26 protein-coding genes and 1 pseudogene are annotated in these 26926 nt (G+C 61.1%); 14 read left to right on the top strand and 13 right to left on the bottom strand.

Going from position 1 to position 26926, the window contains the following annotated elements:
• Positions 1 to 75: 75 nt before the first annotated feature.
• From KHP07_RS08435 to arnC, 10 genes are all read right to left on the bottom strand, one after another.
• On the bottom strand, positions 76 to 783 hold the full coding sequence (locus KHP07_RS08435) for an HPP family protein (protein ID WP_214496999.1): 708 nt from the start codon (positions 781 to 783) through the stop codon (positions 76 to 78).
• 175 nt (positions 784 to 958) lie between these two features.
• Positions 959 to 1123 (bottom strand): type VI secretion system contractile sheath small subunit, encoded by a 165-nt coding sequence (locus KHP07_RS08440; protein ID WP_157806769.1) that lies wholly within the window; start codon positions 1121 to 1123, stop codon positions 959 to 961.
• Between the two features lie 240 nt (positions 1124 to 1363).
• Entirely contained in the window at positions 1364 to 2986 is a 1623-nt protein-coding gene (locus KHP07_RS08445) for an ArnT family glycosyltransferase (RefSeq protein WP_078048490.1), read from the bottom strand.
• A gap of 3 nt (positions 2987 to 2989) precedes the next feature.
• Complete coding sequence (locus KHP07_RS08450) at positions 2990 to 4381, bottom strand: UDP-glucose dehydrogenase family protein (protein ID WP_078048489.1); 1392 nt, start codon at positions 4379 to 4381, stop codon at positions 2990 to 2992.
• A complete protein-coding gene (arnF, locus tag KHP07_RS08455; protein WP_214497000.1) occupies positions 4378 to 4791 on the bottom strand; it encodes a 4-amino-4-deoxy-L-arabinose-phosphoundecaprenol flippase subunit ArnF in 414 nt (137 codons plus the stop codon). Before arnF ends, KHP07_RS08450 begins: the two co-directional genes overlap by 4 nt.
• Positions 4788 to 5135 carry a 4-amino-4-deoxy-L-arabinose-phosphoundecaprenol flippase subunit ArnE gene (gene arnE, locus KHP07_RS08460; protein WP_078048487.1) on the bottom strand — a complete coding sequence of 116 codons (348 nt, stop codon included), beginning with the start codon at positions 5133 to 5135 and terminating at the stop codon, positions 4788 to 4790. Before arnE ends, arnF begins: the two co-directional genes overlap by 4 nt.
• Positions 5132 to 6787 (bottom strand): lipid IV(A) 4-amino-4-deoxy-L-arabinosyltransferase, encoded by a 1656-nt coding sequence (gene arnT, locus KHP07_RS08465; protein ID WP_214497001.1) that lies wholly within the window; start codon positions 6785 to 6787, stop codon positions 5132 to 5134. Before arnT ends, arnE begins: the two co-directional genes overlap by 4 nt.
• Positions 6784 to 7668: a 4-deoxy-4-formamido-L-arabinose-phosphoundecaprenol deformylase gene (arnD, locus tag KHP07_RS08470; RefSeq protein WP_100490635.1), complete on the bottom strand. Its 885-nt coding sequence runs from the start codon at positions 7666 to 7668 to the stop codon at positions 6784 to 6786. The genes arnT and arnD overlap by 4 nt, the downstream gene beginning before the upstream one ends.
• Entirely contained in the window at positions 7668 to 9659 is a 1992-nt protein-coding gene (arnA, locus tag KHP07_RS08475) for a bifunctional UDP-4-amino-4-deoxy-L-arabinose formyltransferase/UDP-glucuronic acid oxidase ArnA (protein WP_214497002.1), read from the bottom strand. Before arnA ends, arnD begins: the two co-directional genes overlap by 1 nt.
• A gap of 2 nt (positions 9660 to 9661) precedes the next feature.
• Positions 9662 to 10687: an undecaprenyl-phosphate 4-deoxy-4-formamido-L-arabinose transferase gene (arnC, locus tag KHP07_RS08480; protein ID WP_061436935.1), complete on the bottom strand. Its 1026-nt coding sequence runs from the start codon at positions 10685 to 10687 to the stop codon at positions 9662 to 9664.
• 412 nt (positions 10688 to 11099) lie between these two features.
• Between arnC and KHP07_RS08485 the strand changes: the two genes are divergently transcribed.
• Together KHP07_RS08485 and KHP07_RS08490 are read left to right on the top strand one after the other, a co-directional pair.
• Positions 11100 to 11924: a M949_RS01915 family surface polysaccharide biosynthesis protein gene (locus KHP07_RS08485; protein ID WP_214497003.1), complete on the top strand. Its 825-nt coding sequence runs from the start codon at positions 11100 to 11102 to the stop codon at positions 11922 to 11924.
• A 108-nt stretch (positions 11925 to 12032) separates the two neighbouring features.
• Positions 12033 to 12947 carry a site-specific integrase gene (locus tag KHP07_RS08490; protein ID WP_078048482.1) on the top strand — a complete coding sequence of 305 codons (915 nt, stop codon included), beginning with the start codon at positions 12033 to 12035 and terminating at the stop codon, positions 12945 to 12947.
• Between the two features lie 181 nt (positions 12948 to 13128).
• On the opposite strand, the gene KHP07_RS08495 is transcribed toward KHP07_RS08490, so the two are convergent.
• Entirely contained in the window at positions 13129 to 13986 is an 858-nt protein-coding gene (locus KHP07_RS08495) for an SDR family oxidoreductase (protein ID WP_078048481.1), read from the bottom strand.
• 184 nt (positions 13987 to 14170) lie between these two features.
• Here KHP07_RS08495 and KHP07_RS08500 point away from each other — a divergent pair, with 184 nt between their 5' ends.
• From KHP07_RS08500 to KHP07_RS08535, 8 genes are all read left to right on the top strand, one after another.
• The gene (locus KHP07_RS08500) at positions 14171 to 14926 is read left to right on the top strand and encodes a GntR family transcriptional regulator (protein ID WP_078048480.1); all 756 of its coding nucleotides are present in this window, start codon (positions 14171 to 14173) and stop codon (positions 14924 to 14926) included.
• Positions 14923 to 16653: a fumarate reductase/succinate dehydrogenase flavoprotein subunit gene (locus tag KHP07_RS08505; RefSeq protein ID WP_214497004.1), complete on the top strand. Its 1731-nt coding sequence runs from the start codon at positions 14923 to 14925 to the stop codon at positions 16651 to 16653. Before KHP07_RS08500 ends, KHP07_RS08505 begins: the two co-directional genes overlap by 4 nt.
• A gap of 131 nt (positions 16654 to 16784) precedes the next feature.
• Entirely contained in the window at positions 16785 to 17030 is a 246-nt protein-coding gene (locus KHP07_RS08510; protein ID WP_028616162.1) for a 4Fe-4S dicluster domain-containing protein, read from the top strand.
• 121 nt (positions 17031 to 17151) lie between these two features.
• Positions 17152 to 18558, top strand: coding sequence for an ABC transporter substrate-binding protein (locus KHP07_RS08515; RefSeq protein ID WP_214497005.1), 1407 nt, complete (start codon positions 17152 to 17154; stop codon positions 18556 to 18558).
• A gap of 13 nt (positions 18559 to 18571) precedes the next feature.
• Positions 18572 to 19354: an ABC transporter permease gene (locus KHP07_RS08520; RefSeq protein ID WP_078048477.1), complete on the top strand. Its 783-nt coding sequence runs from the start codon at positions 18572 to 18574 to the stop codon at positions 19352 to 19354.
• The gene (locus tag KHP07_RS08525; protein ID WP_214497006.1) at positions 19354 to 20184 is read left to right on the top strand and encodes an ABC transporter ATP-binding protein; all 831 of its coding nucleotides are present in this window, start codon (positions 19354 to 19356) and stop codon (positions 20182 to 20184) included. The genes KHP07_RS08520 and KHP07_RS08525 overlap by 1 nt, the downstream gene beginning before the upstream one ends.
• Positions 20181 to 21125: a HEAT repeat domain-containing protein gene (locus KHP07_RS08530; protein ID WP_214497007.1), complete on the top strand. Its 945-nt coding sequence runs from the start codon at positions 20181 to 20183 to the stop codon at positions 21123 to 21125. The genes KHP07_RS08525 and KHP07_RS08530 overlap by 4 nt, the downstream gene beginning before the upstream one ends.
• Positions 21122 to 21430 (top strand): DUF971 domain-containing protein, encoded by a 309-nt coding sequence (locus tag KHP07_RS08535; protein ID WP_214497008.1) that lies wholly within the window; start codon positions 21122 to 21124, stop codon positions 21428 to 21430. Before KHP07_RS08530 ends, KHP07_RS08535 begins: the two co-directional genes overlap by 4 nt.
• Here KHP07_RS08535 and KHP07_RS08540 read toward each other — a convergent pair.
• On the bottom strand, positions 21400 to 22608 hold the full coding sequence (locus tag KHP07_RS08540; RefSeq protein WP_099492059.1) for a multidrug effflux MFS transporter: 1209 nt from the start codon (positions 22606 to 22608) through the stop codon (positions 21400 to 21402). The genes KHP07_RS08535 and KHP07_RS08540 overlap by 31 nt on opposite strands.
• 252 nt (positions 22609 to 22860) lie before the next feature.
• Between KHP07_RS08540 and KHP07_RS29855 the strand changes: the two are divergent.
• Both KHP07_RS29855 and KHP07_RS29860 read left to right on the top strand, forming a co-directional pair.
• Positions 22861 to 23616 (top strand): annotated as a pseudogene (locus tag KHP07_RS29855) (MCP four helix bundle domain-containing protein); the annotation flags it as partial.
• Between the two features lie 132 nt (positions 23617 to 23748).
• Entirely contained in the window at positions 23749 to 24474 is a 726-nt protein-coding gene (locus KHP07_RS29860; protein ID WP_502937530.1) for a methyl-accepting chemotaxis protein, read from the top strand.
• Between the two features lie 60 nt (positions 24475 to 24534).
• Here the strand turns inward: KHP07_RS29860 and KHP07_RS08550 are convergent, their stop codons facing one another.
• On the bottom strand, positions 24535 to 24894 hold the full coding sequence (locus KHP07_RS08550; protein WP_078048471.1) for a winged helix-turn-helix transcriptional regulator: 360 nt from the start codon (positions 24892 to 24894) through the stop codon (positions 24535 to 24537).
• 103 nt (positions 24895 to 24997) lie between these two features.
• On the opposite strand from KHP07_RS08550, the gene KHP07_RS08555 reads away from it, so the two are divergent.
• Positions 24998 to 25747: an SDR family NAD(P)-dependent oxidoreductase gene (locus KHP07_RS08555; protein ID WP_099492057.1), complete on the top strand. Its 750-nt coding sequence runs from the start codon at positions 24998 to 25000 to the stop codon at positions 25745 to 25747.
• A 191-nt stretch (positions 25748 to 25938) separates the two neighbouring features.
• On the top strand, positions 25939 to 26367 hold the full coding sequence (locus tag KHP07_RS08560; protein WP_214497010.1) for a hypothetical protein: 429 nt from the start codon (positions 25939 to 25941) through the stop codon (positions 26365 to 26367).
• The last annotated feature ends 559 nt before the right edge of the window (positions 26368 to 26926 follow it).

Consider the following 26926-nt stretch of genomic DNA (forward strand, 5'->3'; position numbering starts at 1 on the left):
CCAGTGCAAATTTGCCCAGTACAACCTTCAATCATGCAGGTCGTTTTTGCATTTATGCAGGAGTAGGTGAGGGCCTCAGGGCACCCGACTGGCCAGCACTTCACCAATACTACGGCGCCGGGCATGAGTTTGCGCCGCGTGGATCAATTGCTCCAACTCGGTGGGCGCCACGTCGTAGAACTGCTCCATTTGTGCCAGCGCCAGTTTCAGATCGGCGGCGGTGATTGCAGGGTCTACTGCGGCCGTGGGGGCCAGGGTTGGCGCCGGTGATTCCGTTGCGCCTTTGGGATAGCGCATGCGCGTGGCGTTGTTGTAAGCCAGGGCGCAGCTCAGCAGGGCACCGGCACCAAGCAGCACCGCGCCCAGCTCGTACCAGCCCAGGGCGGCGGAGGCGGGGTCGGCCAGGACCAGCGTCATGGCCAGGCCACCGGCCGGCGGGTGCAGGCAGCGCAACCAGCACATCAGCACCACTGTCATGCCCGCCGCCAGGCACGCGCTGCCCAGGGACGGGCCAAGCACGCGGTTCACCAGCAATGCCACGACGCCCGCGCACAGGTAGCCGCCGATGATCGACCAAGGCTGCGCCAAGGCACCGGATGACACGGCGAACAACAACACCGCCGAAGCGCCGAGGGGGCCGAGCAGGTGCAGGGCCACGTCCATGCCAAAGACGTGGGAGCACAACCAGACACTGAATAGCGTGCCCAGGGCCATACCAATGGCGGCACGGCTCCATTCAGTCGGACGGGTGTTGATAGCAGCGGGGAACCAGCGAGCGAGCATTGAGGGGGATCCATAAACAGCGGGCAAAAAAAAGGCTTGTCTGGTTGCCCGGAAAAGCCCTTTGAAAGTTCCTACATTTGGGGGAAGGAACACGTGCAGTGTGCCCGCCTTGATAACGTCGTGCCAATGCATATTAATGATAGTTGAATGCAAAATTAATGAACTGTGGGGTGGTTTAACCGGAGGGCAAGCAGCGAACCTTACCCAGCACGCGGTTATTGACGTGTTCGTCCAAGAAGCGTCGCTGCAGGTCTTCCTGTAGCCCAGGCTCACTGGCCAATGGCCCTTTCAACGCCACCAGGGCATCGCGCAACCCCATCAACCGATCGAGCGAGGGCATGGGCAGGTATCCGATATGCACCTGATCACTGCGCGAGAGAACCGGGGAATCAAGCGATACATCATCTGGCACGGCATTCTCCTTCAACGTCCTTGTTGTAACCCATCACCTGTTGCGGTACATGAATACCGCACCGGGGCGAGTTTACAGTCCGGTTTTAAGCGCAGGAAAGCGAAATGGCACCAGTCATTACGTAAAGCTGTGTAGGAGTATTCCGTGCCGGCAGCGCCGGCACAGGGCTCAAGGTTGCGGGGTTTTGGCCAAGTGCAGCAGCACGTAAGGGTTACGGTCAAACTCCCCGGCCAGGGTCGGGGTGATGGAGCGAAAGCGCGGGTCCTGCAAGCCTTCATAATCGGCTTCGCTCATCACCAGCCAGGCGGGTCCCTGAAGGGGCTTGAGGTCAGCCGCCTTCTGGGTAAACAACGGGACCTGGTCGCAATCGAGGTTGACCATGTATTTGATCGCCTTGGCGTCTTTGCCCAACCCATGCAGCACCACCGGCGCCCGTTCTTGCATGACGTGCTCGTGCACCTCCAAGGTAAAGGTGCGTGTGTCGTAGACACTGCGCTCCAGGGGTTCGACCACGAAGATATAAGTGCCCCACACCGCCAACACGGCCGCAAAAGCAGGCCCGACCAGGCGCACCTGCGACTTGAACAGCGCCAGCACTGCCAAGACCTGCAGCACCCCGAGCACACCGAACACCCACCCCAAATGACTCAATTGCTCTGGGTAACGCGGCCGCGCAATCAGCAGGCCGGCGATCAACAGGGTCGGCAACAGGGTCCAGATGCCCAGCATCAGCCCGCGCAGCCAGGCAAAGAGCCGCCCGTGTGCCACCTGGAACGGATACGCGGCAATGATCGCCGCCATGGGCAACATCGGCAGCACGTAGCGTGCCTTTTTCGCTTGGGGAATCGACAGCCCCAGTATGACCAGCAACCCGGCCGCCGCGCAGTACCACACCAGTTGCAACGCCGGCCCCGGCGCACGCCGCCCGCTGATTACCATCGCCAGCAGCACCAGCACGGCCAGCGGATACGCCATGGCGTAGTTGCCCAGGGAACTGGTGAAGTAATACAGCACACCGCTGGAGCCCTCGCTGCCATCCATCCGGCCAAGGAACTGCATGCGGATCACGTCCTGCATGAACGTCTCGCCGCCGCTCAGCTTGGCCATCAACAGCAACAGCCCAACACAGGCCACCAGCAGCGCCAGCGCGATCAAGCCGAAGCTGAACAGCTGGCGCCATTGCCGGTTGATCAGGTAATAGCTGCACAGCACGCCGGTCGGAATGACCAGGCCAATCGGCCCACGCACCGCAAAACCGACGATCAGCAGGAGGAACAACCAGGGCAGGCGTTTACCCGCGCCGAAGTGGTCATGGGCATAGCCCAGGTAGAACACCGCCAAAGCGATTGCGGCCAGCATCTGGTCGAGGGACACGGAGCGGGTTTCGCTGATAAAGGTACTGCTCAGCAACAACAGCGCGATGCTCAGCAGGCCCCAGCGCTGGGAGTAGGGCGCCGTGAGGCGGTACACCAGGATGACGATCACCGCCGACGCTATCGCCGTGGGCAACCAGGCCGTGAGGCTGGTGACCTGGCCGATAGGCAATGACAGCAGCCACGTCAACAGCGTCGAGGTCGCCAGGTAATCCGCATAGGGCTGCCCGTACGTGGTGGGGAAAAAGCCCGGACCATGGCGCAGCATTTCCTGGGCGAACAGCACGAAGCGGGAGTCGAAGCCGATAATCGCCTGGTGCCAACTGCCGGCAATAAACAGCAACAACGCCAGCAACCCCAGACCGAGGGATTGCCGGCGGATCGTTGGGTTTAACAGGGACGGTTGAGCTTTGTTCACGTCTCAGGCTTCCACGGCCTGTTTTGCCTCTTGAGCCACCCACTGCTGCTGGGGAATCGGCAACTGGCAGGAGTCGCCACGCCCGATCGGGTAGTACTGGAAGCCTTTGCGCGCCAGGCGTTCACCGTCGTAGAGGTTACGGCCATCGAAGATCACTGGGGTTTTCAGGCGCTGGTGGATCAGGTCGAAGTCTGGCGCCTTGAACTGTTGCCATTCGGTGCAGACGATCAGTGCATCGGCGCCACCCAGGGTGGATTCCGGCGTGCCCATCAGCATCAGCCGTGGATCATCGCCATAGATACGCTGGGTTTCCTGCATGGCTTCCGGGTCGAAGGCGCGCACATTGGCGCCGGCGGCCCACAAGGCCTCCATCAGCACACGGCTGGGTGCATCGCGCATGTCGTCGGTGTTGGGCTTGAACGCCAGACCCCACAAGGCAAAGGTCTTGCCGCGCAGGTTGCCCTTGAAGAACGCATTGATGCGTTCGAACAGCTTGCTCTTCTGGCGCTGGTTGATGGCTTCCACCGCTTCAAGCAGGTCGCTGGAACAGTTGGCCTGCTTGGCGCTGTGGATCAGGGCGCGCATGTCCTTGGGGAAGCACGAGCCGCCATAGCCGCAGCCAGGGTAGATAAAGTGGTAACCGATGCGCGAGTCGGCACCGATGCCCAGGCGTACGGCTTCGATGTCCGCCCCCAGGTGCTCGGCCAGCTCGGCGATCTGGTTGATAAAGCTGATCTTGGTCGCCAGCATGCAGTTGGCGGCGTATTTGGTCAGCTCGGCGCTGCGCAGGTCCATGAAGATGATGCGGTCATGGTTGCGGTTGAACGGCGCGTACAGGTCGCGCATCACATCGCGCACTTCTTCGCGCTCGCAGCCGATGATGATGCGGTCCGGGCGGCGGCAATCGGCCACGGCCGAGCCTTCCTTGAGGAATTCCGGGTTGGAGACGATATCGAACTCCAGGTGCCGGCCCGCCAGGTGCAGGGCTTTTTCGATATGGGCGCGCAGGGTGTCGCCGGTGCCGACGGGTACGGTGGACTTCTCCACCAGGATCACCGGCTCCTTGCGGTGACGGGCGACGGCATCGCCCACCGACAGCACGTACTTCAGGTCCGCCGAACCGTCTTCATCCGAAGGCGTGCCCACGGCGATAAACAGCACTTCGCCGTGTTCAACGGCCAGTTTCTCATCAAAGGTGAAGTGCAGGCGCCCGCTCTCCAGGTTCTCCTTCACCATGGCCGCCAGCCCCGGCTCGAAAATGCTCACATGGCCTTGCTGCAGCAGCTTGACCTTGTTCTGATCGACGTCCATGCAGATCACATCGTGACCGACTTCGGCTAATACGGTGGCCTGTACCAGACCGACGTAACCACTACCAAATACACTGATTTTCATGGGACATTCCTGGGACTTGTAGCGCTAGCACGACGAGAGTTGATAACCAGCACACCGAGGATGACCAAAGCCACCCCGAGGGTTTTTGAAACGGAAAAAGCTTCGTTGAACACCGGCAGACTGGCCGCCAGCAGGTACACCAGGGCGTAGCTGATGCTCAACAGCGAATAGGCACGGCCCAGTGGCAAGTGCTTGAGTGCACCGAGCCAGCAGAGCATCGACAGCGCGTAGGCCAGGATCGCCAGGGCCACCATGCCGAGCGCGCGCAGGTCGATGCTGTTGTGGTTCAGCGCCTCCAGCCAGTCACTGGGCAGCGGCAGGCGTGTCATGCTCCAGCGCATGCCCAGTTGGGCGGCACTCACCAGGCCGACGCTGCCCAGGGCCAGGGCAAAGCCTTGCACCCGGCTCATACGTGGCGCCCCAACAGCACGACACCGCCGATCACCAGCGCCACCCCCAGCCAATGACGGCCGTCGACGGGCTCATGAAAGACAAACCGCGCCACCAGCGTGACCAGCACGAAATTCAGGCTGAGCATGGGGTAGGCAATGCCCACCTCCAGGCGCTGCAGCACCAGTAGCCATACCAGCAAGCCAAGGCCCAGGCACACCAGCGCCGACCACAACCACGGCGAGCGCAGTTTCAACGCCCAGCCATCCGGCAGGTCACGCCAGCGTTCCACGGCGAACTTCTGCGACACCTGGCCCATGCAGGTCAGCAGGCACGCGGCCAATAACAGCAGCAGGGTGATCAAGGCGTCACCTGCGGGAAGATCAGGATCACGATATTGCCTTGCTCATAGCGCTTGCCATCGGTGGGCAGCAGCGCCACTTCGGCGATTTCATCGTCGCCTTTGACCCGCATCACCACGCCGACCGCACCGTTTTTACGCGCTTCGCTCATCCACTGCTGGACCTGAGTGGTGTCCACCTTGTGATGGCCGGCGTCCGGGTAGGCCAGGCCGTATTTGACTTCACCGACGGTGTTGTAGAGCGTCACGTCCGGCCGCGCCAGGCGCCACGACAGCGCCGACGCCGCACCCAGGTCATTGCTGAGCAGGGCGGTCGCGGGTTGCAATTCGGAGAGGTGGTCGATGATGAATGCGTCAGGCGTCTTGTTGTACACCACCGAGTGCGGCAAGGCGGCCGGCAGCAACGCGACCATCAGCCAACTGCCGAGGATCGGCGCCGCCCATAGGCGCAACGGCTGGGCAGCTTGCAGCAGGTTGACCAGGATCCAGCCGAACAGGAAGGTGAACACCAGCACCAGGCTGAAGGTTTCCTGCCCATGCTCATACACCGGCTTCTTCAGCTGGAACCAGCTCAACGCCAGCAGCACCACCACGCCAATGACCAGGTTCAGCCAGCCGTTGATACGCAATGCGCGGTAGCGGCCCTGGGCCAGTTTGTCGGCCAGGGTATGGCCCATCAGCAAGGCCAGCGGCAACAGGCACGGCATGATGTAGGAGGGCAGCTTGCCCTTGGCCAGGCTGAAAAACGCCAGGGGCATCAGCAGCCACAGCAACACAAAGCCGATTTTTGCACTGCGTTTGTCCTGCCAGGCCTGTTTGAAGGTGGACGGCAACAGCGCCACCCACGGCAGGCAGAACGCGACCAGCAGCGGCAGGTAATACCAGAACGGTTCGGCGTGCTGGGCATCGTCGCCGGCAAAGCGCTGAATGTGCTCGTGCCAGAAGAAGAAGTTCCAGTAGTCGGGCTCTTGCAGGTGCACAGCCAGCGCCCATGGCAAGCTCACGACGATTGCCACGACCACCGCGACGACGCCGTAACCGAGTAATTCACGAAAGCGCTTTTGCCAAATGGCGTAGGGCAGGGCGATCAACACCGGCAGCAACCAGGCCAGGAACCCCTTGGTCATGAAGCCCATGCCGCAAGCAAACCCCAACAGCGCCCAGGCGCCGAGCCGTCCATTACGGGTGGTGCTGTCAAAGCAAAACCACAGGGCCACGCCGGTCAGGTTGACCCAGAAAGTGAATTGCGGGTCGAGGTTGGCATAGCCACCCAGGGCCGCGACGCTGACAAAGCTCATGTACAGCACGGTGCTGATCAGGCTTTTCTGCGGGTCATTCCAGAGCCGGCGCGACACCAAGTACACCAACAGGATGCTCAAACCGGTGCTCAACGCCGACGCAAACCGCACACCGAACAGGTTCTGCCCGAAGATCGCCTGCCCCAGCGCAATCATCCAGTAGCCCGCTGCGGGTTTCTCAAAGTAGCGGATGCCCATGAAGTGCGGCGACGCCCACTTGCCGGTCAGCAGCATTTCCTGGCTGATCTGCGCGTAACGGGTTTCATCCGGGATCCACAGGCCGTGGGTGGCCAACGGCAGCAGGTAGAACACGCCAAACGCCAACAGGAGCAGGGGCAAGGCCCAACGGCGGATCATGCCTGTTGCACTCCGAGCCAACCCTCACGCCCAGGCAAGGCGCCGCGCACCAGGTGTTGCTGGGGCAGGGTGGTCAGGTCGGCGGGCAACAACTCGCCCAGGGGTTTGAAGTCAATGCCGCGCTGCCCCGCTTGGGCAAGCAACTGGCGAAAATCATTGGCCATCAGAATCCCTTCTACTTCTGCGTGGATCGTGTAGACGTTGAGCTTCGACGCGCCAAAGCGGTCGAGGATGAAACCATTGAAGTCTTTGGCAGCCACCACCGGCCCGACGACTTCGTCGAAGGTCGGCAGGTCCACCGGAATCTGTGGGGTGCCCGCGCTGCCATCGGCCAGGGTTGGACGAAACAGGCTGGTGCCCCGGCAATCGCTGTTGTAGCGAAAATTGAAGCCTTGCTTGGCGTGCACCACGCGTTCATCGGCGCGCCAACCGGCGGCCGCTGAACAGTCGATACGTTCGCCAAGGATGTCGCTCAGGGTCTCCACGCCGCGTCGAATCTGCTCGACCAGCTGCGCTTCGCTCCATCGCCCGGTGTTGGCTTGCCAGCCATGGTGATCCCAGGCGTGCAGGCCGACTTCATGCCCGGCCGCCTTGGCCTGGCGCATCAAGTGCCCCAGGTCGCGGCCGATCGGCTTGCCCGGCCAAGCGGTGCCCGCCAGCAGGATATCCAGGCCATACAGGCCCACAGCGTTGGAACGCAGCATCTTCCACAGGAACTGCGGGCGGATCAGGCGCCACAAGTGGCGCCCCATGTTGTCCGGCCCGACGCTGAAGAAGAACGTCGCCTTCACCCCTGCTTCATCCAGAGACTCGAGCAACCGTGGCACACCTTCACGGGTGCCGCGGTAGGTATCGACGTCGATGCGAAGACCTGCCTGCATTACTTCTTATCCGCTATTTCAAGCATGGCTTCGCGCAGGAAGAAGTCGAGCGTATTGCCGATGGTTTCGCTCATTTCTACGGTCGGCTCCCAGTTCAGCAGGCGCTTGGCGTTTTCAATGCTTGGCTTGCGGTGCGCCACGTCCTGGTAACCGGTGCCGTAGAACGCCTTGCTTTCCACGTCGCGGAAACCGGCGAATGGCGGGAAGTTGCCGCGCAGCGGATGCGCTTCGAACTGACGCAGCAACTCTTCGCCCAACTGGCGGATGCTGGCTTCGTTTTCCGGGTTGCCGATGTTGATGATCTGGCCGTTGCACGCGTCATTGTCGTTATCAATGATGCGCGCCAGGGCTTCGATGCCGTCGGCGATGTCAGTGAAGCAACGCTTCTGCTCGCCGCCGTCGAACAGGCGGATCGGCGTGCCTTCCACCAGGTTCAGGATCAGCTGGGTGATGGCGCGGGAACTGCCGATACGTGCCGAGTCCAGGCGGTCCAGGCGCGGGCCCATCCAGTTGAACGGACGGAACAGGGTGAAGTTCAGGCCCTTGGCGCCGTAGGCCCAGATCACGCGGTCCAGCAGTTGCTTGGAGACGGAGTAGATCCAACGCTGCTTGTTGACTGGGCCGACGACCAGGTTGGAGGTGTCTTCGTCGAAGTACTGGTCCTGGCACATGCCATAGACCTCGGAGGTCGACGGGAAGATCACGCGCTTGTTGTACTTGACGCAGTAGCGCACCAGCTTGAGGTTTTCCTCGAAGTCCAGCTCGAACACGCGCAGCGGGTTACGGGTGTATTCGATCGGCGTGGCAATGGCCACCAGCGGCAGGACCACGTCGCACTTCTTGATGTGGTATTCGATCCACTCGGTGTGGATGCTGATGTCGCCTTCCACGTAATGGAAGTTGGGGTGGCTGCGCAGGCGCTCGATGGCGTCGGAGCCGATGTCCAGGCCGTAGACTTCGTAGCGGTCGTCACGCAGCAGGCGTTCGGACAGGTGGTTACCGATAAAGCCGTTCACGCCGAGGATCAGCACGCGGGTACGGCGTGGCTTGCGCCCGGACTCGGCGCCGCGCAGCACGGAACCGTCGACTAGGCCCAGCTCGTTGGCCAGGGACGGGCCGGCCAGGTACAGGCCGTTGTCGTTGCGCTGGCCAGACTTGATCACCAGAGAGTCTTCACCGCAGGCGATGCGCAGCGGGTTGACGCTGATCACACGGCCCGGCGCCAGGCCTTCGTTGCCCTTGACCACGTCGGCTTGCCACACGATCAGCTTGTGCTCGCCCACGGCGCAGAAGGCACCCGGGTAGGGTTGGGTCACGGCGCGCACCAGGTTGAACAGTTCTTCAGCGGGTTTCTTCCACTCCAGCTTGCCGTCGGCAGCGGTGCGGCGCCCGAAGTAGGTGGCCTGGCTTTCGTCTTGGGCAGTTTCTGCCAATTTGCCTTGGGCCAATTGCGGCAGGGCATCGCGCAGCAGGTTGCTGGCGGCGTCGCGCAGTTTGGCGTGCAGGGTCAGGCCGGTGTCGCTGCGTTCGATGATGACTTTCTGTTGGGCCAGGATCGCGCCGGCATCCGCGCGCTTGACCATGCGGTGCAGGGTCACGCCGGTTTCGGTTTCGCCGTTGACCAGTACCCAGTTGGCCGGTGCGCGACCACGGTATTTAGGTAGCAACGAGCCATGCAGGTTGAACGCGCCTTTGCGCGCGGTGGCCAGCAGTGGCTCGCTCAGCAGGTTGCGGTAGTAGAACGAGAAAATGTAGTCCGGGCTCAGCTTGGCGATGCGCTCGATCCACAGCGGGTGGTTGGCGTCTTCCGGGGCGTGTACCGCAATACCGTTGCGCGCGCACAGTTGGGCCACGGAATCGTAGAAGTTGTTTTCCTTCGGGTCATCGGCATGGGTGAACACAGCAGCAATTTCGTAACCGGTATTGAGCAGCGCTTCGATGCCTGCACAACCAATATCGTGATACGCGAATACAACAGCTTTTGAACTCATGTTTAGACCTGATCAGCAGAAGTAGAGGTATGGGAGGACACCAGGCCGTCGACGACGACCACGGGAGCCGGTGCTGCCGGTTGGTTGCGCAGCACTTTTTCGATAAAGAAGCGCGGGCGGGCACGCACGTCGCTGTACATGCGGCCCAGGTATTCCCCCAGCAGCCCCATGCCGATGAACTGGCCACCGGTGAACACGAACAGCACCGCGAACAGCACGAACAAGCCATCGCCCGCCCAGTCGGCACCAAAGGCCAGGCGCATGACGATCAACGCCAGGGCGAACAACATGCCCAGCGCCGCCAGGCTGAAACCGACGATGGACAGCAGGCGCAGCGGGGTGGTGGTCATGCAGGTCAGCAGGTCGAACATCAGGCTGATCAAGCGCATGGCGCTGTATTTGGATTCGCCGTGTTCACGCTCGGCGTGGTGCACCAGGATCTCGGTGGTGTGACGGGCGAAGCCATTGGCCAGGATCGGGATAAAGGTGCTGCGTTCGCGGCAGGCGAGCATCGCGTCGACGATGGTGCGGCGGTAGGCGCGCAGCATGCAGCCGTAGTCGGTCATGGCCACGCCGGTGGAGCGTTGCACGGCGAGGTTGATCAGGCGCGAAGGCCAGCGGCGAAAGGCCGAGTCCTGGCGATTGTTGCGCACGGTGGCAACCACGTCGTAGCCCAGGGCAGCTTGCTCGACCAGGCGCGGGATTTCTTCCGGCGGGTTCTGCAGGTCGGCGTCAAGGGTGATCACCACTTCACCACGGCACTGTTCGAAACCGGCCATGATCGCCGCATGCTGGCCATAGTTGCGGTTGAGGATCACCGCCACCACGTTGCTGCCGTCTTCAGCGGCGGCGTCTTCCAGCAATTGGGCCGAATTGTCGCGGCTACCGTCATCCACCAGGATGATTTCGTATTCGTAGGCCAGTTGCTTGCAGGCTGCCGTCGTACGACGCAGCAATTCAGGCAGGCTCTCTTGTTCGTTGTAGACCGGGATGACGATCGACACACAATGAATAGGGTAGGGTTTCAAAGATTCATGACCTCGGGGTTAGAGCAACTTGGAGCGTGGCAACAGCAGCAATCATTGGGCAAAAGTCCAGGCCGCAGGTTAAAGAACGGCGACAAAGATGAAGCGTAATCAAGAGGTTAGACGATATAGCGCGGTTTGCTATGAAGTGCTGTGTTCAAGATTAAGCGCAAAAATGTGGAACCGATATGAAAGGCAGATGAAAAACTCGTTTATTTGACAGGTAGACAGCTAGGGTTCAGCTAGGCAACTAACGGGCTGCGAACTTTAGTTGGCCAGCGAAATAGGAACGGTCTGCCGGGCATTTGGTTCAACTTGGGCGTGCGCGCCGAGCTATCGAATTTTAGTGAAGAATCTTCTCTGCAATGCGCCCCAAGTGCCGGTAAAGTAAGCCGTCTCTTGCCAGGGTGATCGGATGAATAGCGTGCAGCTTTTACGCGGCCAGTTGCGGCCTGCTTTGATGGGATCGTTGATGGGGTTGTTGATGAGCGTGGCGTGTGTCACCACGGTCCAGGCCGATGACGGCGTGGCGCTGACCAGCATCGACCAGGTGCCGGACGGTGTGGAAGTGCGCGGCAAGCAGATCGCGGCCTACACCTGGGACGACAAGCAAGGCAAGAACCTGCTGGTGCTCGCCGAGCAAGTCAGCGAACGCGACGACGACGGCACCCAATCGGCATTCGTGTATGCGGCGCAATACCTGATCGACGGCAACCGCCCCAAACGCGTGTGGATGCTCTACGACGACGTGCAGCATTGCGAATTTGACGCCGCGCTGCGTTTTGACAGGGCTGCGACCAAGGTCACTGACCTCGCCGGCGATGGCATCACCCAGGCTACCGTGGGCTATTCGCGGACCTGCACCAGCGATGTCAGCCCTAATGAATTCAAGCTGATCATGCATGTCGGCAAATCGCAGAAGTACCGCCTGCGCGGGGTCGACCGGTTCGGCGCGGCCTGGTGGGACGAAGAGGCCGGCGCCTTGCGCGGCATGCCGCTGCCCAAGGATTGCAGCGTGGCCGGCCAACAGGCGCTGGTCAGCCAGTACAAGGAACAGGGTACCGAGTTGCCGCTGCCAGGCTGTTATGGGGACGAGAAGGACTTTGCGAAGGCGCCGGACGCGTACCTGACGTTCATGCGCCAGCACTGGTTCGCGCTGATGCAGAAGCAGGACAGCGAGTGGAGCCAGACCCAGGTCCAGCCACAAGAGCCCATCGATGAAGACGACACGGCCCCATGATTTTGTGCGAGGGCCGGTCCTGGGGTAGACTCGGCCTTCGCCAATTCACTAAATAGCTCGATTAAACAAAGGCTTGTTCGAGTTATTTAATCCAAAGGCTGATCTACCTTGACTGAGTCTATCCGCAACCCGCTGACCCTTTACCTCACCCGCCTGGCGCCCTCCAGCCAGCTGACCATGCGCTACGTGCTGCAAGATGCGGCCGACCGCCTGGGCTTTGAAGATATCAACCTCGAAGACATCGACTGGCACCTGCTGCAACCCGAACACGTGATCGCCCTGGTCGCCGCCTTGCGCGAGGACGGCTATGCGCCGAACACCTCTTCGCTGTACGTGAATGCCGTGCGTGGGGTGATGAACGAAGCCTGGCGCCTGAACCTAATCAGCCAGGAACACCTGTTGCGCATGCGCACCGTCAAGGCTGCGCCGGGCACCCGTTTAGGCCAGGGCCGCAACCTGCGGCGCAGCTTGATCCGCGAAATGATGGAAGTCTGCGCCGCCGACCCACGGCCCCAGGGCCTGCGGGACGCGGCGGTGATCGGCATTCTCTATGGTTCCGGCATGCGCAAGTCGGAGTCGGTCAACCTCGACCTGGCGCAGATCAATTTCGAAGAGCGCAGCTTGCGGGTGATCGGCAAGGGTAACAAGGAACTGATCAAATACGCGCCGGACTGGGCGTTCGCCAAGCTGCAGGCGTGGCTGGCGTTTCGTCGCGAGCAACTCAAGGAAGGCGAGGTGGATGACAGCTTCCTGTTCAACCGCATCCGCCGCGGCAGCCACATCACCCGCGAGCGCATCACCAAGCATGCGATCTACTACATCGCCCGCCAGCGCGGTGAGCAGGTGGGCGTGAAGATCATGCCCCATGACTTTCGCCGTTCGTTTATCACGCGGGTGATCGAGGAGCATGACCTGTCGATCGCGCAGAAACTGGCACATCACACCAATATCCAGACCACCGCCAGCTATGACGTGCGCGACGACAATGAGCGGCGCCGGGCGGTGGATCGGTTCGATCTGTAGGATTGGCCAACACAATCCCTGTGAGAGCCGGGCTTGCCCGCGATGCAGCGACCTCGATAGCTCAGTTGTACCCAGGTGATGCAATCGCCGGCAAGCCAGCTCCCACATTTGGATCGCGCACTTGCAGTTAGAGGGCAGCCGCCTTCACAGGCAAGTCTGCTCCTACAGGGGGGGGCAAGGATTAGAGGATCGGCTTGCCGCCAGTCACCGCATATCGCGAACCCGAGATGTAGCTGGCTTCATCCGAGGCCAACAGCACATAGATCGGCGCCACTTCCACCGGTTGGCCCGGACGCCCCAGCGGGGTTTCGCTGCCGAAGCTCTGCACGTCCTCATCCGGCATGGTTGCCACAATCAGCGGCGTCCAGATCGGCCCCGGTGCCACACTGTTGACCCGAATCCCTTTGCTACCGAGCAACTGCGCCAAGCCACCGGTGAAGTTGGCGATCGCGCCCTTGGTGGCGGCATAGGCCAGCAGCGTCGGCTTGGGCATGTCGGAGTTGACCGAGCTGGTGTTGATGATCGAACTGCCGGCCTTCATATGTGGCAAGGCCGCCTTGCAGATACGAAACATCGCCGTGATGTTGATATCGAAGGTCTTCACCCATTCCTCGTCCTCGATGTCCTCAAGGGACTCGTGGGTCATCTGGAACGCGGCGTTGTTCACCAGCACGTCGATGCGGCCGAACTGCTCGACGGTTTTATCCACCAACGACTGGCACACGCTTTTCTGCGCAATGTCACCGGGCAGCAACAGGCATTGGCGACCGGCCTCTTCGACCCAGCGTGCGGTTTCCTGGGCGTCTTCATGCTCGTCCAGATAAGCGATGGCCACGTCGGCGCCTTCACGGGCAAAGGCGATAGCCACCGCGCGCCCGATGCCGCTGTCGGCGCCGGTGATCAGCGCGATCTTGTTGGCGAGCCGGCCGGAGCCCTTGTAGCTTTTCTCGCCGCAGTCGGGGTACGGGTCCATTTTTTTCTGCGCACCTGGAACAGCTTGGGCTTGAGGGGCGAAGGGCGGGCGAGGATAGTCAGTCATATCAATCTCCATAGCAGTGCAAAGGGGCTATGGGGTTAGTAGTTACATGCCGGGCGATAGTTGTAACGGATGCCGCTGAAGCCCGACGAGTGGTTGGCTTTAAGCTTATGCATAAACGGTATTTCCGCTGCCGCCATTAGACTTCTTAAGATCACGTCATAACTCGTTATGACAAGTGACCTTGATGAACGATTCCAGCCTCTCTCCACTGTCCAGTATTCCCCTGCATGCCCAGCTGCGCGACCTGTTGCGCAGTCGCATTCTCGACGGCGAATACGCGCCCAACACCCAAATGCCCTCAGAAAGCGAGTTGGGCGTGCGCTTCAAAGTCAGCCGCATCACCGTGCGCCAGGCATTGGGCGACCTGCAGAAAGAGGGCTTGATCTACAAGATTCATGGCAAAGGCACGTTTGTGTCCAAGCCCAAGGCCTACCAGAACGTCAGCACCTTGCAGGGGTTGGCCGAGTCGATGACCGAGCGCGGTTATGAAGTGATCAACCGCTTGCGCAGTTTTCGTTTCGTGCCGGCCGACAAGCAGGTGGCCGAGCGCCTGGGCGTGGAGGAGGGCACCGTGGTTGCGCAGATCAAGCGGGTGCGCCTGATCAACCGAGAGCCGGTGTCGCTGGAAATCACCTACCTGCCGCAACCCCTCGGCGAGCGCCTGGAAAAGGCTGACCTGGTCACCCGCGACATCTTCCTGATCCTGGAAAACGACTGCGGCCTGCACTTGGGGCATGCGGATGTGGCCATCGACGCCGTGCTGGCCGACAGCGACCTGACCCAGGCGCTGAACGTGGAACCGGGCTCGCCGATCATGCACATCGAGCGCTTGACCCATACCGCCGACGGCCAGCCGGTGGACTTTGAACACCTGTATTACCGTGGCGACGCCTTCCAGTATCGCCTGCGCATCGACCGTGAACGAGGAAGCCGCCCGTGAGCCGCACAACCCTGGAGCTGGAATACGACATCGTAGTGATCGGCGGCGGCACAGCCGGGCCGATGGCGGCGATCAAGGCCAAAGAAGCTAACCCGGCGCTGCGTGTGTTGCTGGTGGACAAGGCCAACGTCAAGCGCAGCGGTGCGATCAGCATGGGCATGGACGGGCTGAACAACGCGATCATCCCCGGTCACTCGACGCCTGAGCAATACACCAAGGAAATCACCATCGCCAACGACGGTATCGTCAACCAGGCAGCGGTGTACGCCTATGCCACCCACAGTTACGAGACCATCGAGCAGTTGGACCGCTGGGGGGTGAAGTTCGAAAAGGACGAGACCGGCGACTACGCGGTGAAAAAGGTTCACCACATGGGCGCCTACGTGCTACCGATGCCGGAGGGCCATGACATCAAGAAAGTGCTGTACCGCCAGCTCAAGCGTGCTCGGGTGACTATCACCAACCGCTTGGTGTGCACGCGCTTGCTGACTGACAGCGAAGGCGCGGTCAACGGCGTGATGGGCTTTGATTGCCGCACCGCCGACTTCCAGGTGATCAAGGCCAAGGCTGTGATTCTGTGCTGCGGCGCGGCGGGCCGGCTGGGCTTGCCGTCGTCGGGCTACCTGATGGGCACCTATGAAAACCCTACCAATGCCGGCGACGGCTACGCCATGGCCTACCACGCGGGCGCCGAATTGGCGAACCTGGAGTGCTTCCAGATCAACCCGTTGATCAAGGATTACAACGGCCCGGCCTGCGCCTATGTTACCGGTCCGCTCGGTGGCTACACCGCCAATAACAAGGGCGAGCGCTTTATCGAGTGCGACTACTGGAGCGGCCAGATGATGTGGGAGTTCCACCAGGAACTCGAAAGCGGCAATGGCCCGGTGTTTCTCAAGCTAGACCACCTGGCCGAGGAAACCATCCAGAACATCGAAACCATCCTGCACAGCAACGAGCGCCCGAGCCGTGGCCAGTTCCACGCCAACCGGGGCACCGATTACCGCAGCGACATGGTCGAGATGCACATCTCCGAGATCGGCTTTTGCAGCGGGCATTCGGCCTCCGGCGTGTGGGTGAACGAGCGTGCCGAAACCTCGGTGAAAGGCCTGTATTCGGCCGGCGACATGGCGGCGGTGCCGCATAACTACATGCTGGGCGCGTTTACCTACGGTTGGTTTGCCGGTACCAACGCCGCCCAGTATGTGGTGGAGAAAGAATTCAGCGCGGTAAACACCGAGCAAGTCGCCGCAGAACAGGCCCGCGTCTACGCGCCGCTGGACCGCGAAACCGGCCTGCCGCCGGCGCAGGTCGAGTACAAGCTGCGGCGTTTCGTGAACGATTATCTGCAGCCGCCCAAGGTCACCCGCAAGATGGAAATCGGCCTGCAGCGCTTCAGCGATATCCAGCGCGACCTCGACCAGATGAAAGCCCACAACCCCCACGAACTGATGCGCGCCATGGAAACCAGCGTGATCCGCGACTGCGCCGAAATGGCCGCCCGCGCTTCGCTGTTCCGCGCAGAGAGCCGCTGGGGCCTGTACCACCATCGCGTCGATCACCCGCTGCGCAATGACGCCGACTGGTTCTGCCATTGCCACCTGAAAAAGGGCGATGACGGGCAGATGGTCAGCTTCAAGAAACCCGTGGAGCCCTACGTCATTCCGTTGGACGCCGAAGAAATGCAAGCCTACGACCGCCTGCGCGTGGGGGCTGATGCGGCCTGAAGCTCAATCTCTGGTGAACGGGCTTTCTGTGGTGAGCGGGCTTCTGTGGTGAGCAGGGCAAGCCCACTCACCACAGAAGCCCGCTCACCACAACAATCAGCACAACCACAAAGTGCTAAGGACACCGTGAAATGGCCTACCAACCCCAGGAAATATTTTTTCGCTCCAACGCGCCGGTGACGATCGACGAAGACAAGTGCATTGCCGAAAAAGGCTGCACGGTGTGCGTCGACGTCTGCCCGATGGACCTGCTGGCGATCAATCCCGCAACACAGAAGGCGTATATGGCGTTCGACGAATGCTGGTACTGCATGCCGTGTGAAAAGGATTGCCCCACAGGCGCGGTGAAGGTCGAGATCCCGTACCTGCTGCGCTGAGCGTTTCGACTCCAAGCCATCCGCCAACACCGGACGCCAACGCCGTACCCCCCTCGTTTCCCACCGCGCCAGATCGCGGCGGAGACGATGCCTATAACCATGATTCGAGGGGAAACACCCAATGTTCTTGCGCGCAACTTTGGCCGGCCTGGTGCTGGCTTCCTTGAGCCTGTCGGTACAGGCACAGACCATCCGGGTCGCCATCGGTACCCAGGACACCACCATCAACTGCGTCGCTGGCGGCTTGCTGATCCGCGAGCTGGGCCTGCTGGACAAGTACTTGCCCCATGACGGCAAGTACAAGGACGCCACCTACGATATCCAGTGGAAAAACTTCACCAGTGGCGCACCGCTGACCAACGAAATGGTGGCCGGCAAGCTCGACTTCGGCGCCATGGCCGACTTCCCCGGCGCCTTCAACGGCGTGGCGTTTGAGGGCGCAGGCAAGCACAGCCTGTTTATCAGCGTGCTGTCGGGCAATATCAAAGGCAGTGGCAACGGCATTGTGGTGCCGACCGAGTCCAGCGCCCAGTCGTTGGCCGACCTGAAGGGCAAGACCATTTCGGTGCCGTTCGCGTCCACCGCCCACGGCATGCTGTTGCGGGCGGTCGCGGCGCAAGGCTGGGACCCACTCACGGATGTGAACATCATCGCCCAGGCGCCCGAAGTGGCGGGTTCGGCGCTGCAAGCCAACAAGATCGAGGCGCATGCCGACTTCGTGCCGTTTGCCGAGTTGTTCCCCAACCGGGGTTTCGCCCGCAAGATCTATGACGGTTCGCAGTCCAACACCCCGACCTTCCACGGCGCGCTGGTGGATGAAAGCTACGCCCGCCAGTACCCGGAAGTGGTCGTCGCCTACCTGCGTGCGACTATCGAAGCCAACCAGTTGCTGGCGGCGGAACCGGAGAAATACAGCGAACTGATCGAAAAAGTCACCGGCGTCGAAGCCGAGGTCAACTACCTGTTCCACGGCCCGCTTGGCGTGCAAACCCGTGACCTGAGCTGGAAGCCGGAATACCGCCAGGCTGTCGGCACCGCCATCGACACCCTCAAGCTGCTGAAAAAAGCCGACCGTGGCCTCGACCTCACTACCTTTATCGATGACCAGTACATCCGCGCCGCCTTCAAGGCGTCCGGCCTGGACTATCAGGCGCAGCTGGGCAATTACGCCCAGGCCCCGCTCAAGGCCAACGACGCCTTGACCGGCAAGCCCATCACCGACTGGAAACACGTGGCGCAAATCTGGGTGAAAGGCGAGCCCAAGGTGCGTGACTACGCGTCTGCCGAATCTGCGTTCAGTGCATTGGCCCGTTTGAAAAAAGACGGCAAGGACGTGCGTGCCGTCTACGCCCAGGCCGAAGACAGCGGCATCAAGCTGCTCGCCAACCAGGCGTGGTTTGCCAGTGATCGCCAAGGCACGTTGAGTGCATTCCTGCTCAAGGGCCAGGCGCAGCAGTTCGCGGATGCCCAGGGCGGCAAGGTGTTTGACTTCACCACGGCCGGAGCGCAGGCCGTGGTCGGTCGCTGAGAGGAATAGGCCCATGTCGACTGCTGCTTATCGCTGGTTGCCGCGCACAGCGTCACTGCTGGTGTGCCTGTTGTTCTGGCAACTTGCTGCCAGCCACCACTGGAACCTGTGGCTGGTGACCTTTGCCAACGTACCCACCCCAGGCGCCGTGCTGGAGGCGGCGCTGGGGTTGGCGGACTCGGGCAAGCTGGCCCGGCATTTAAGCGCGAGCCTGACCCGGGTGTTCGAAGGTTACCTGGCGGCAGTGCTGGTGGGGGTTGGCTTGGGCATCGCTATCGGTCGTTCGAAATGGGCTGAAGATGTGCTGCTGCCACCCCTGGAAGTGATCCGACCGATTCCGGCGGTGGCGTGGATACCGTTGGCGATCCTGATGTTTCCATCGTCGGAGCTGTCGATGGTGTTCATCACCTTTACCGGTGCGCTGTTTCCGATCCTGCTCAATACCGTGCACGGCGTCGAGGGCGTCGATCCACGGTTGATCGCTTCGGCACGCAGCCTGGGGGCAGGGCGGGGCGCGATCCTGCGGGAAGTGGTGGTGCCGGGCGCCGCACCCAGCATCATCACCGGCCTGGCCATTGGCATGGGTACGTCGTGGTTCTGCCTGGTGACGGCGGAGATGATCTCCGGACAGTTCGGCATCGGCTATTACACCTGGGAGTCATACACCATCCAGAACTATGCCGACATTGTGGTCGGCATGCTGTTGATCGGCGTGCTGGGCATGGGCAGCAGCTGGCTGGTCAAGCGCCTGGGCGCCGTGTTCACCCCTTGGCACCGTTCGCGAGGTAAAGCCTGATGGAAGGTCGGATTGAAATCAGCGGTTTGTCCATTGTCCTGGGCGAACAGGCGCAGGCATTCGAGGCAGTCAAGGCACTGGATTGCAGGATCGAGCCGGGGCAATTCGTGTGCATTCTCGGCCCGTCGGGCTGCGGCAAATCGACCTTGCTTGGCGCGTTGGCCGGCCACCTGGTGCCGAGCCAGGGCACGTTGCAGATGGACGGGCAGCCAGTGGTCGGCCCGTCCCAGCAACGCGGTATGGTGTTCCAGCAGCACACGTTGTTCCCGTGGCGCAGCGTGCGTGAGAACGTCGCGTTCGGTTTGAAGATGCGCGGCGTGGCCAAGGCTGAGCGGTTGGCGGCAGCCGACGAGATCCTGGCCCTGGTCGGGCTTGAAGGATTTGCCGAGCGTTGGCCGAACCAGCTGTCGGGCGGCATGCAGCAGCGCGTGGAAATCGCCCGGGTACTGATCAATCGCCCACGCCTGTTGCTGATGGACGAGCCGTTCGGCGCGCTGGACGCGCTGACTCGCATGAAGATGCAGGCCTTGCTGCTGGATATCTGGACGCGCATTCGCACCACGGTGGTGTTCGTCACCCACGATATTGATGAAGCGCTGTTCCTGGCCGATCGCATCCTGGTAATGAGCCCGCGCCCAGGGCGCATTATCGAAGACTTCTCGTTGGACTTTGCGCGGCCGCGCCATACCGAACTGATGACCACCCCCGAATTCACTCACCTCAAGCGTCATTGCCTGGAACTGCTGCACCATGAAGATGGCCGCCAGTTGCCACGCCTGAACCCGCTCGGGTTGCCCACCGATCATTCAACACCGCGATTTGCCATATGACCTATAACCTGGAAATAGAAGCCCTGCGCCCGCGCCTGCAAGCCCCGGACGCCGGCATGCGCCGCATTGCCCTGATCGACTTGGCTGACCTTGAAGACCCCGACGGCCTTGAATGGCTGGTGGACAGCCTGCGCAACGATCCCTCCGTGGACGTGCGTGCCCAGGCCGCCACCTTGCTGGAAGCCTGGGAAGAAGCCGAGGTGGTGCAGGCGTTGTGCGAGGCGCTCACAGATGCCGAACCGCCCGTGCGCGAGGCGGCCGCCCAGAGCCTGAGCGTATTGAAAACCGCCGAGGCGGGGGCATTGCTGTTGCCCTGGACCGAGCATGCCGATGTGAGCGTGCGCACCGCGATATTCCGCGCATTGCGTGAGCTGCGCCTGGCAGCGGCGGCGCCGGCGGCCTTGCTGGCATTGGCGGACGCCGACGCGGGTATTCGGCGTGAAGCGGTGGGCGTGCTGGGGTGGCTCAAGCACCTGCCTGCGCTTGAAGCCCTGGCGACCCTGGCCAGCAGCGATCCCGACACCGAGGTCCGCCGCGCTGCCGCCGGCGCCCTGGGGTTGGCGAACGATGACCAGGTTCTACCGGCGCTGCACCAGGCGTTGCTGGACCCGGCCTGGCAAGTACGGGAGGAAGCCGCAACCACCTTGGGCAAAGTCGGCAGCCTCAATGCGGGGGATGCGTTGGTCGCAGCGCTGGCGGACGAGTACTGGCAGGTTCGCTTGCGGGCGACGCGCAGCCTTGGCCGCCTGCGTTATCTCCCCGCGCTGGGGGCGTTGATCCAGACCCTGGGCCACAGCATCAGCAACCTGCGCAAGGAGGCCGCCCTGGCACTCGGTGAATTGGGCGATCGCCAGGCATTGGCGGCGTTACGTGATGCAGCCGACGATGGCGACCCGGAAGTGCGCAAGGCCGTGCGGATAGCCTTGGCGCAGCTGCAATGACCGCCGCGCCGAACGCCATTGGCAAAGGCCGCGACGGCCGTCTGCGCCTGGAGTGGGCCGACGGTGCCCAATGGATCGAGCATGCACGCCTGCGCCGTGCATGCCCCTGCTCGCAGTGCCGGGCGTTTCGGCTACGGGGCAGCCCACCGATGGTGTCGGAAGCGGTGAGGGTGGTGGAGGTCCACCCTCAGGGTTATGGCGTGCAACTGGTGTTCAGCGATGGCCACCAGCGCGGGATTTATCCGTGGCCGTACCTGGCGCAATTGGGCAGCGATCAGGAGGAGGGCGGGGCGCTCGCCAAGTGAGCCGGTAGTCGGCGCAGCGTCCACAGCGTGGTGAGCATCGCCGCGACAGCGCACAGTGCGATGCCGATTAACATCGGCGCGGGTGTGTGATCGGCGAACACACCGACCAGCGTCATGGACACGGCGGCGGTGATCATCTGGATCGCTCCGAGCAAGGCCGAGGCAGAACCCGCCACCGCGCCATGATCCTCCAACGACAACACGCCCGCTGCGGGCAGCAACAGCCCGAGAAAACCGAAGCCGATAAACAGCAGCGTCATCGTCAAGGCCAGGCTGTCGACCCACAGCGTGGTGGCCGCCAGCACGGTCATGACCGCTGCCACGGCTACCACCGACCAACGAATCAGCGGCGCGAGGCCAAAGCGTGCACTGAGGCGTGCAGTGAGTTGGCTCATGGCGAAAAACGAGGCGGCATTCAGCGCAAACCCCAGGCTGAATTGCGTTGGCGTCAGGCCGTAATGCTCGATGTACACGAACGGCGCACTGCCGATAAACACGAAGAAGGTCGCCAGGCCAAAACCGCATACCACTGACAGCCCGATGAATACCGGGTCACGCAGCAACGCGCCGTAGCTGCTGAACGCGTTGCCCAGGGTCTTGCCCAGGCGGCGCTCGGCCGGATGGGTTTCGGGCAGTTGCACGATGGTCATCACCAGGCACGCCACGGCCACCACCGCCAACACGGCAAACACTTCACGCCAGCTCCACAACGATATCACCAGGCTGCCGGCGAGCGGCGCCAGGATCGGTGAGACACTCATCACCAACATCAGCAAGGCCATGAGTTTCGCGGCTTCATGCCCGGTGTAGAGGTCCCGCACGATGGCGCGCGGAATCACCATGCCCGCGCACGCGCCAAACGCCTGCAGGGCACGAAAGGCGATCAGGGTTTCGATGGTCGGCGCCAGGGCGCAGCCAACACTGGCCAGCGCAAAAATCACCAGGCCGGCGTAGATCGGCGGCTTGCGCCCGAACACATCGCTGATCGGCCCGTAAAACAGCTGGCACACGCCAACGATGACGAAGAACACCGTGAGGCTCATCTGCACCAGTGCCGGCGAGGCGTGCAGGCTCGCGCCCAGGGTCGGCAAGGCGGGCAGGTAGATGTCGATGGCAAAGGGGCCGACGGCGGTGATCAAGCCCAGGAGGAGGGCGAGGTGGGCGATGCTTCGAGACATGGAATTTCCGGCGCCATCAAGGGATCGGCCAGCTTAGTGAGCCGACCGTGGGTATACAAGGTGACGATTACACAGTTGTTACATTTTCGTTCGGCGTAGCCTTGGCAACCGTTTCCCTTGCATGTCCGCGCAAGGGAAACGCGCAGATCCCCTGACTTGGGCTTCACTAATAGCCAACTGTTGCCGATAACGGTAATAGACGCTCAAGCGGTTGGGTTCCCAGCCGCCTGTCCAGGCCATGGGGATACCTGCATGACGATCAAATTGCGCTTGATGTTGTTGATTGCGACCGGATTGCTGACCGCCTTGATCATGAGCCTGGCCGGCTACCTGGGAAACACCCGGATGGGCACTGCGGTGTATGGCAGCGAACTCAGCATGACCGTGCTGCGTAACCATATGGAAGCCGACATGATGCACGACGCCCTGCGCGCGGACGTGCTGTCGGCGATGCTGGTGGGCTTGGGCAAGAGCACCAGCAGCAAAGCGGAGGTCAACAGCTCGTTGCAGGAACACGCCGAGCATTTTCGCCAGGTGCTCGCGGACAATCTCAAGTTGCCGCTGGACGATGCGCTCAAGGCCAGCCTGGAAAAAATCCGCCCCAGTCTGGATAACTACATCGCCACCGGCGAGCGCATCGTCGCCCTGGCACTCGACAATCCCGACGCCGCCCGCGGTGAACTGGGGACGTTCAACGCGGCGTTCAGCCAGCTTGAAGACCAAATGGCGTCGCTCAGCGAGCAGATCGAGAACAACACCCAGCAGGCCAGTGCCGGCACTCGGCAGAGCATCAGCAATGCCAACCTCACCTTGGGCGTGGTGCTGATCGCCAGTCTGCTATTACTGTTGGCACAGGGGCGGTGGGTGATGCTCAGCATCATGGGGCCGCTGCACACGGCCAGCCGCATTGCCGAGAGTATCGCCCATGGCAACTTGAGCGAAACCATCGTCGAACCCCGCCGCAAGGATGAAGCCAGCGCGTTGATTCGCAGCCTCGCCACCATGCAACGCGACCTGCGCGGCATGATCGAAGTGGTGCGCAGCAACGCCCACGGCGTCAACGGCATGAGCGAACAACTGAGCCACGGCTGCCATGAAGTCGCCGGCAGCAGCCAGCAACAAAGCGCCGCAGCCAGTACCATGGCCGCTGCCGCGAGTGAAATGACCGCCAGCATCGAGGAAATCACTCGGCATGCCGGGCGCGCCTCAGAGATGGCCAACCAGGCACAAATCCTGGCCAAGGACGGCGGCCGGGTGATTCATCAAGTGGTCAGCGACATGGATGGCATCGCCCGTTCCGCGCAGCAATCGGCCCAGGTGATCCGTACGCTGGACAAAGAGTCTGAGGCAATTTTCAGCATTATCCAGGTGATCAAAGGGATTGCCGACCAGACCAACCTGCTGGCCTTGAACGCCGCCATCGAGGCCGCCCGCGCTGGCGAGCAGGGGCGCGGTTTTGCGGTAGTCGCCGATGAAGTGCGCAGCCTTGCCGGGCGCACCAGTGCTTCGACCCAGGAGATTGCCAGCATGGTGGGGCGCATCCAGCAAAGCACGCGGGAAGCGGTCACCAGCATGGAGGAGGGCGTTGCACAGGTCGATAAGGGCATGTCGGTGACCGCCGAGGTGGAGCGAGCAATTCGCGAGATTCTCCAAGCCACGTTGAATACCACCGAGATGGTCAACGATATCTCCCGCACCATCGGGGAGCAGAGCCTGGCCAGCAATGAAATTGCTCACCAGGTGGAGATGATTGCGGGGATGTCGGAGAGTAATAGCCGGGTCATTGGCCAGACAGCGTCGACAACAGACGAGTTGTCCAGCCTGGCAGGCCAGCTGTCACGGTCCGTCGATCGGTTTAGGCTGTAACTTATTGATTTAACTCAACTAAATAGTCATTTAGTTGAGTTGGCAATCAGGGCAGGGGGCTCAGGATTGGGAGAGGGCAGACGTACGTCGTTCGGCGATACGCTCAACCGTTTGCATATGCTGCGTGCCCCACTGGCACAACGCGCCCAGCGCCGTGGCAAGGGATTGCCCGAAGGGTGTCAGGGAGTACTCGACCTTCGGCGGTATCTCGTGGAAGTCCACACGGGCAATGATCTCGTCGCGCTCCAACTCTTTGAGCTGCTGGATCAGCACCTTATCGGTCACACCGCCAATTGCGCGTCTTAATTCACCATATCGATGAACATTCTGGGCCAGGTTGAACAGCACCAGAGGCTTCCATTTGCCGCCAATCACCGCCAGGGCAGCTTCCAGACCACAGTTGAATGAGTTATTGGCCATGATGGCTTGGCTCCAATGGGGGTACTTACTTAAAGGTGCATACTATTCAAAAGAATAGCGCAGATCTAGAGTTAGGCCTCAACCTAATTCATTGGAGTTCAGTATGAGCAGGCTCAACGGGAAAATCGCAGTGGTGACCGGTGGCAACAGCGGCATCGGCTTGGCAACCGCCATTCGCTTTGCAGCAGAAGGCGCGCAGGTGGTCATCGTAGGGCGTCGCCAGGAAGAACTGGATAAGGCGCTGCAACTGATCGGCCCTGAAGCCATCGCCATCCAGGGCGACATTTCAAACCTGGACGACCTGGAGCGCATCTTTACCCAGGTCAAGGCCGCCAAGGGCCGGGTTGACGTATTGTTCGCCAACGCAGGCCTGGGAGATTTCCAGCCGATCGGATCGATCACAGAGGAATCGTTCGACCGTACCTTTGGTATCAACGTCAAAGGCACATTGTTCACCGTACAAAAAGCGTTGCCCCTGATGAGCGCTGGCAGCTCAGTGATCCTCACCGGTTCGACCACCGGCACAATGGGCACACCGGCATTCAGCGTGTACAGCGCTACCAAGGCCGCGCTACGAAATTTCGCCAGGAGCTGGGCGCTGGACCTGAAAGGCACCGGCATTCGCGTCAACGTACTTTCACCAGGCCCGATCTCGACACCGGGTCTGGACTTGGCGTTGTCGGGTACGGGCCAGAAGGACGCGATCATCGACGACATGACGGCGCAGGTTCCTCTGGGTCGTATCGGCAAACCTGAAGAAGTTGCCGCAGCCGCGTTGTTCCTGGCATCGGATGAGAGCAGCTTCATGACCGGCAGTGAAATGTTTGTCGACGGAGGCTTTGCTCAGGTTTGAGCCAGACAGGGGTTTTGCCTGTTGAAATCTGACGGGCACTGCCCCTGATTGCGCGTAGCGAACCCTTTAGCACTTCTCGTTTTATCCTTTACGCTAGTGCGGGTACAGTCGCGACACTTCACATTGGGCTTCATAAAGGGACGGTCTATATGCTGGGACGGCTTAAATCAGGTCTGTGGGTGGCATGTTTCATGACCAGTGCTACAGCGCTGGCAGATGAACTACCGCGTAGCGAGCAGTTAAAAGCATTCCGCGCTGCTGGATTTAATCAAGAGACGTCGGAGTGCGAAATCGAGACAACTGATAGCTACACGCCGGCAACCATGGAGCTGGTTAAGGACCTGAATGGTGACGGCCGGCCGGATGCGTTGATTACCGAAGGCAGCACTGACTGTTATGGGCAAGCGGGCACTGGATTTTATCTAGTCAGCCAGCAATCTGACGGTCATTGGAAACTCATGCTCGAAGAAAACGGTGTCGCTCAGTTTCTCGCCAGCAAAGGCAATGATGGTTGGCCTGATGTCGAGGTCGGCGGCCCGGGCTTTTGTTTTCCAGTAATGCGTTACGACGGGCAACGTTATCAATTTCACCACAGTGTTGGTGAACGGTGCGCTGACTAGTCGTAAATGTCGGACTGCCCAGGGGGCGAACGAAGACAGATCAACGAGGGCGACGGTGGCTGCTTTGAATCTGCGGGTGGTGGTTGCAGGCCGCTTAGTGAAATGCGTCGTACAGAGCTGCTAACGGATAGTTCCGAAGGTTCGCATAATGTATATTATGTTAAACGACAGGTCATGTCATAGATGTTCATAAGCTGTCTAAGCCACTGATTCGACGGTACCCGGAAGTGAAGATCGAAATTTCAGAGAAGTAAAAATCTAAATTGCGGAATTGTTCCTGCATTTGGATATTTCCTTCCATCTTAGTGCTACTCGAACGTCCTGAGATTCAGATGGGCGAGCTACCGGCCTGCTCAATCTGAGTCAACCCGACCTTCAGCTTTGATTCGACGAATTGGCTTTAGCACTATCGATCCGTCGACCAACTCGATGCTTAAGAAATCACCCAAACCGACGTCCATTGCCGCTAGTATATTCGGTGGGAGATCTATGACGATGTCCCCGCTGCTATCCCCTGGATCCCGGCATATCAAAGTAGTTGGCAATGCATCACTCATTG

The organism is Pseudomonas sp. VS40 (assembly GCF_018587885.1).
Taxonomy (GTDB): Bacteria; Pseudomonadota; Gammaproteobacteria; order Pseudomonadales; family Pseudomonadaceae; genus Aquipseudomonas; species Aquipseudomonas pergaminensis.